Genomic DNA, 6229 nt, shown 5'->3' on the forward strand with positions numbered 1-6229 from the left:
GGGAGTACGCGTTCCATCTGGATCGAGGGATGACCCGGCAGTTGGAGCAGTTGGCGCGCCAGACACAAGTGACGCTGAATACAGTGATTCAGGCGATCTGGGGGCTGCTGCTGCAGAAGTACAACCAAAGCGAGGATGTGGTATTCGGGACGGTCGTATCGGGCAGACCATCGGAGGTAGCGGGTATTGAGCGGATGATCGGTCTGTTTATCAATACGACGCCGGTTCGGATTAACTGTACGGAGGACCAGCGTGTAACGGCGCTGCTGCAGCAGGTGCAGGATGCGGCTTTGGCGTCGGAATCACACAGCCATTATCCATTGTACGAGATTCAAGGGCTGAGCCCACTGAAGACGGGCTTGATCGACCATGTTTTGGTATTCGAGAACTACCCGATTGCCGAAGCGATTGGGCAAGCGGGCGAGACGGATGAAGCGGCGTTTGCGATCCGTGACGTAGGTGTATTTGAGCAGACGAACTATGACATGACAATAGTATTGGCGCCTGGCGAAGCGTTGTCGATGACATTCCGTTACAACGCCAAGGTTTACGACCCGTTGTTCATCCAGTGCATGGAGGGGCATATCAAAGAAATCGCGCGGCAAATTCTAGAGGACGCGCAGCGGCCGATTGCTTCGATATCGCTCGTTACGGCAGAGGAGAAGCAGTTGCTGCTCTACGCGTTTAACGACACGGCGGCAGCGTATCCACGGGAAGCGACGATCCATGGGCTGTTCGAGGCCCAAGTTGAGAAGACACCGAACGCGGTGGCGGTCGTGTACGAGGATAAGCAACTGACTTATGCGGAGCTGAATGCGCGGGCCAATCAGCTGGCTTGGACGCTGCGCGAACAGGGTGTGGGACCGGATCGCATCGTGGCCATCCTGGCGGAACGCTCGCTGGAGCTGATGGTAGGGCTTTACGCCATCCTGAAGGCTGGCGGAGCCTACTTGCCGATCGATCCGGCACTGCCTGCCGAGCGTATCCGGTATATGCTGACGGACAGCGGCGCGGAGGTGCTTCTGATTCAGCCGGGCCTGGATCCATGTGGATTCGAGGGTTCGGTGCTCGAGTTGACGGAGAGGGGACAAGCGCAACTCGAGGCCAATCCGCCGCTAACGATAGACTCCCGGCGTTTGGCGTATGTAATTTATACCTCGGGTACAACAGGCAACCCGAAAGGGGTCATGATTGAGCATCGCTCGGTCATCAACCGCCTGCAATGGATGCAAAAGCGCTACCCGATTGGGGAACAGGACATCATTCTGCAGAAGACGCCGATCACGTTCGATGTTTCCGTATGGGAGCTATTTCTATGGGGAATGACAGGGGCCCGAGTCTGCATGCTTCCACCACAGGGAGAGAAAGATCCCGCTGTGCTAGCTGAAACAATTGAGCGGTATCGCGTGACGGCAATGCACTTTGTGCCGTCGATGCTGAGCGTCTTCCTGGAGTATGCTGGGCAAGCGTTTAAAACAGAGAAGCTTAGCAGCTTACGCCGGGTATTTGCAAGCGGCGAAGCGTTAAAGCCGCAGCACGTCGCGGGCTTCTACAAGTTAACCGAGGGTCACGAAGCGACGCTACACAACCTTTACGGGCCAACAGAAGCAACGGTAGAGGTTGCATATTTTGACTGCATGACCTCCTTTATGGAACCGGTTGTACCTATCGGTAAACCGATCGATAATACACAACTGTACATTGTGAGCGACAACTGGCAATTGCAGCCGATCGGCGTCGCAGGTGAACTGTGTATCGCGGGCGATGGCTTGGCACGTGGTTACTGGAACCGTCCAGAGCTGACGGCGGAGAAGTTCGTGGATAACCCATTTGAGACGGGTACGAAGATGTATCGGACCGGGGATTTGGCGAGATGGTTACCGGACGGTAACATTGAGTACTTGGGCCGGATCGACCATCAGGTAAAGATTCGCGGCTACCGGATCGAATGCGGGGAGATCGAGGCGCGGCTCATGGCGCACGCAGACATCTGCAAAGCGGTGGTTATTGCCCGCGAAAAGGAGCGAGGGCAGGCGTACTTGTGCGCGTATGTCGTGAGCGACGAAGCTGTTCCCGTTCCGGAATTACGTACGTATTTGGCGGCACTGTTGCCGGAGTACATGATTCCGTCGCACTTCGTGGCGTTGGAGAAGCTGCCTCTGAACAACAACGGCAAGATAGACCGTAAGGCGTTGCCTGAACCAGATTTAAAAGCAGGCATAGAAGCCTATGAAACGCCGCGGGATGAGCTGGAGGCGCAATTGGCAGCACTGTTCGTGGAGGTGCTGGGTACGGGCGCAGTAGGCATCGGGGATTCGTTCTTCGAACGCGGCGGTCATTCGCTGAAAGCCGTGACGCTGGTGTCGCGCATCCATCAGAAGTTGTCGGTGGAGTTGCCACTCCGAGAGCTGTTCGCGCGTCCAACGGTGAAAGCATTAGCGGAATATGTGCGCAGCGTGGAGCATTGCGACTACGGCCGGATTGAGCCTGCGGCGCCGCAGGCATCGTATGCGCTGTCGTCGGCACAGCGGCGGTTGTATGTCCTGCATGAGATGGGGCCGGAGAGCACGCGCTACAACATGCCGGGCGTTGTAGAACTGGTAGGGAAGGTGGATGCGGATCGGCTGAAACAAGCAATTCGCTCAGTCATCGCCCGTCACGAATCGCTGCGAACCTCGTTCACGTGGGTAGACAGCGAACCGAGACAACAGGTACACGAAGAAGTGTCGTTGGAATGGGTTTACCGGGATACGAATGAAGCGTATGCGCGGGCGTTGACACGAAACTTCGTGCGTCCATTTGCACTCGACCAGGCGCCTCTGCTACGCGCCGAGCTACTGCATTTAGCGGAAGACCGCTATTGGCTGCTGTGGGACATGCATCATATTGTGTCGGACGGTGTATCGATGAACATTCTGGTGTCAGACTTCATGACGGCGTATGCCGGCGAGGAGCTGCCGGCGCTGCAGATTCAGTACAAGGACTACGCGGTCTGGCAGCAGGGCACACTCGGGGTCGAGCGGATGCAAGCGCATGAGGCGTACTGGCTGTCCGCCTTTGCAGAGGAAGCACCGGTGCTGGAGCTGCCGACCGACCGGGTACGTCCGGCGGTGCCAAGCAGCGAGGGCGGTCGAGTGCAAACCTTGGTGAGCGCTCAGACTGTCCATGCACTCAAGCAGATTGCAACAGAGACCGGAGCAACGCTGTACATGGTACTGCTTGCAGCCTACAATGTCTGGCTGCACAAGTATACGAGGCAGACCGATATCGTGGTCGGTACGCCGGTGTCGGGGAGAACGCATGCGGACACGGAGCCGATGATCGGGATGTTCGTGAACACGCTGGCGCTGCGCAACGCTCCGTCCGGGGACAAGCGGTTTATCGACTTCGTGCGCGAGGTGAAGGAGCGAACGCTAATGGCGTTTGAACATCAGGACTACCCGTTCGAGGAACTGGTGGACAAGCTGAACGTGCGCCGTGATATTAGCCGCAACCCGCTGTTTGACACGATTCTGGTGCTGCAGAATATGGAACAATCGATTCTCTATTTAGCAGGTATTGAGGTTCATCCCGTTAAACAAGATATCTCGACAACGAAGATGGATCTAACGATGAATGTTGTCGAAATAGAACAAGAACTTCAATTATCTTTGGAATATAGCCGGGATTTGTTCGATCATGAGACAACGACGAGACTGCTTCAAAGCTTTTGTGAACTCATTAAAGTAACAGCAACCGATTCTTCTGTGTGCATTAAAGAAATAAAAATGGAGATCTTTCAACATGAAAAAGAAGAAGACGAAGACGAATTATTCGAATTTATTAATTTTGAATAGCAGTGTCTGTTTTATTATGGTGAATGTTCGGTAACAAGCGACGAGTGGGTAAAGTTTGATCGAGTTCCTGCGCTGATTGAGGGTTAGGTACACATTCAACTGACTCTGTTTGGTTGCAGAATTCTAGTTTCAGAGATGGATAGGCATTTGAAGCAAATGACCGAGAGAATTCGAGTCCGAAGCTTTAGGCGGTCAGTAAGGCCGAAATCAACACACTGCCCTTACGTTAGTTGATCTGGAAACTGAAACTAGAATTCCTGTTGCCGGGCAAACGCCGACGTTGGTCTGCAAGTAAACCTATAAAGACTATTAGAAATCAGATGTATGATGTCAAGCCGCTCCGAAGTGGTAAGTTTCTACGAAGATGCGTACCTTGATGCCGATGGTTTTATACCTTGTACTGTATCTACAGCAGGTTATATCGTCAGAAATCCGAAAGATGGCATTCTACTACTCAATGTTCTTTGAGAGAAATCAAGCCCAATATCCTTGACTTTACTCGGTCAATCGTCGTTGAGAATTGGGAAAAAGTTTGCCGAGATAATACGGACATTGAAATCATGCATCCGAATCGTGATCAAAAAAAGAATACTCGTTCCATAGCTGATGTCGTCTTGCGTGTAGCAACTCGTGAATTTTCTAAAAAAGATGCGACGGTCATTTGGTCAAGCGCGTCATTTGCGAGAATAATTGTCATTTAATCTTGTGGACAGATGTCCGTCACGAGCAGAGTATGTGTGCTTCGAGCAACAGAATAATTTTTTTAAGTTGATGGGTATTCCTAGTTGAAATATAATAATAAATGGTACAATTTTGTTATTTATTGAAAATAAGGGATCCGATGAATTCTATGGATTCGCCACCTTGTTTAACCATTTTATAGCAACTAATAAAATCTCTCACTTATCAGAAGAGAAGAAAAGAGGAGGACAGATCGTTCGAAAAGCTTTAATTATGAGTACACTCTTAAGGCGATTCTTATTACAGAGACAGAGCTCTCTTTTTATTTTGGTATTGTAATCGCATACAAGTATAAAAGTGGATAAACCGACTGAAAGAGGTGTCATATTTGCATAAAATGGCATTTGTATTCCCAGGACAAGGCACTCAATATGTTGGGATGGGTCAAGCGTGGCATTCAGCTTATCCGATCGCACGGGAATTGTTCGAGATGGCCAACGATGCTCTTGGTTTCGATATAAAAAAAATATGTTTCGAGGGAAGCCCGCAAGTACTTAAAAAGACTGAAATTGCCCAACCCGCAATTTTAACCGTAAGTTTGATTGCCTATCGAATAATACTTCAGGAGGTTGAGGTTGTGCAACCCGTCCTTGCGGGGCATAGCCTTGGAGAGATATCGGCGTTATGTGCAGCAGAGACCTTATCGTTTACCGACGCTATCAAGCTTGTGCATGCCAGAGGAAAATATATGCAGGAAGCTGTACCGGAGGGCGGAGGTTCGATGTATGCCGTGCTCGGTCTTTTATCAGGACAAGTGGAGGAGATATGCAGAGAGGTTTCGCTAAATATAGGTACGGTCGTGCCATCTAACTACAACGCTAGTAAACAAACTGTAATTTCAGGGGTAAACGATGCAGTGGAAGAAGCCGCTATTTCCATGAAACTTGCAGGCGCGCAAGTCATACCGTTAAAAGTCAGCGCTCCCTTTCACAGTCCACTCATGGAACCGGCAGCTGCCCCATTTCGCACATTTTTGAATGAACTTACACTTCATCCTTTGCGGCATCAAGTTGTATCGAATGTTACTGGGGATTTTTACAAAAGTGAACAGGATATTATTCCATTGCTTACTGACCAATTAATGAGGCCAGTTTTGTGGACGGCCTGTATGAATAGGATGGCAACTCTACCTGTTGATGCATTTATCGATACTGGGCCTCGTGAATCGCTAGGGCCGCTCTTGAAGGAACATTTTCCAGAAGCGACGGTATATGCAATAGACTCGGTCCATTCGACAATACAAGATTGTCTTCCCAAAATGAGGCATAAACCCGGGAGAAGTTTCCTGAGGCGCAAGAGTAATCCGATGGATAAATGCTTATCTATTGCCGTATGCACAAAAAATCATAATGAAGATGAGGATGAATATCAAAAAAATGTTGTCGAGCCGTATAAGATTTTGCAGAGAATGAAGGAAGAAATTACCGTTTCCAGTAAAGAGCCGACATTAGAGCAAACTGAGAGATCCCTACATCTACTTCGGACCATTCTTAAAGGGAAAAAGCTGCCTGTCGATGAACTGAGATTACGTTTGGAACAGGCGATTTACGAAACAGATATGCCCAGTTTATATCAAGGACTGCTGATGCTTGACTGACTGGTCGTAAAACAGATCGCTCGCCAAGCTACTCTATGTAATGGAGGTTCAAAAA

At 50.2% G+C, this 6229-nt stretch carries 2 protein-coding genes; both read left to right on the top strand.

Annotation, left to right across the window (positions count from 1 at the left end; all coding sequences use genetic code 11):
* The first annotated feature begins 29 nt into the window (after nucleotides 1–29).
* Nucleotides 30–3836, top strand: coding sequence for an amino acid adenylation domain-containing protein (locus MHB56_RS00005; RefSeq protein WP_341143104.1), 3807 nt, complete (start codon nucleotides 30–32; stop codon nucleotides 3834–3836).
* Between the two features lie 1078 nt (nucleotides 3837–4914).
* Nucleotides 4915–6174 carry an ACP S-malonyltransferase gene (gene fabD, locus MHB56_RS00010; protein WP_143766520.1) on the top strand — a complete coding sequence of 420 codons (1260 nt, stop codon included), beginning with the start codon at nucleotides 4915–4917 and terminating at the stop codon, nucleotides 6172–6174.
* Nucleotides 6175–6229 lie beyond the last annotated feature (55 nt).

Origin of the sequence: Paenibacillus sp. FSL H8-0315 (genome assembly GCF_038005365.1) — a bacterium.
Taxonomy (GTDB): domain Bacteria; phylum Bacillota; class Bacilli; order Paenibacillales; family Paenibacillaceae; genus Paenibacillus_AQ; species Paenibacillus_AQ odorifer.

Excerpts from the sequence above, each read along its gene's own strand:
- fabD (WP_143766520.1), top strand. The coding sequence starts at position 4,915 with ATGGCATTTGTATTCCCAGGACAAGGCACTCAATATGTTGGGATGGGT.
- MHB56_RS00005 (WP_341143104.1), top strand. The coding sequence starts at position 30 with ATGACCCGGCAGTTGGAGCAGTTGGCGCGCCAGACACAAGTGACGCTG.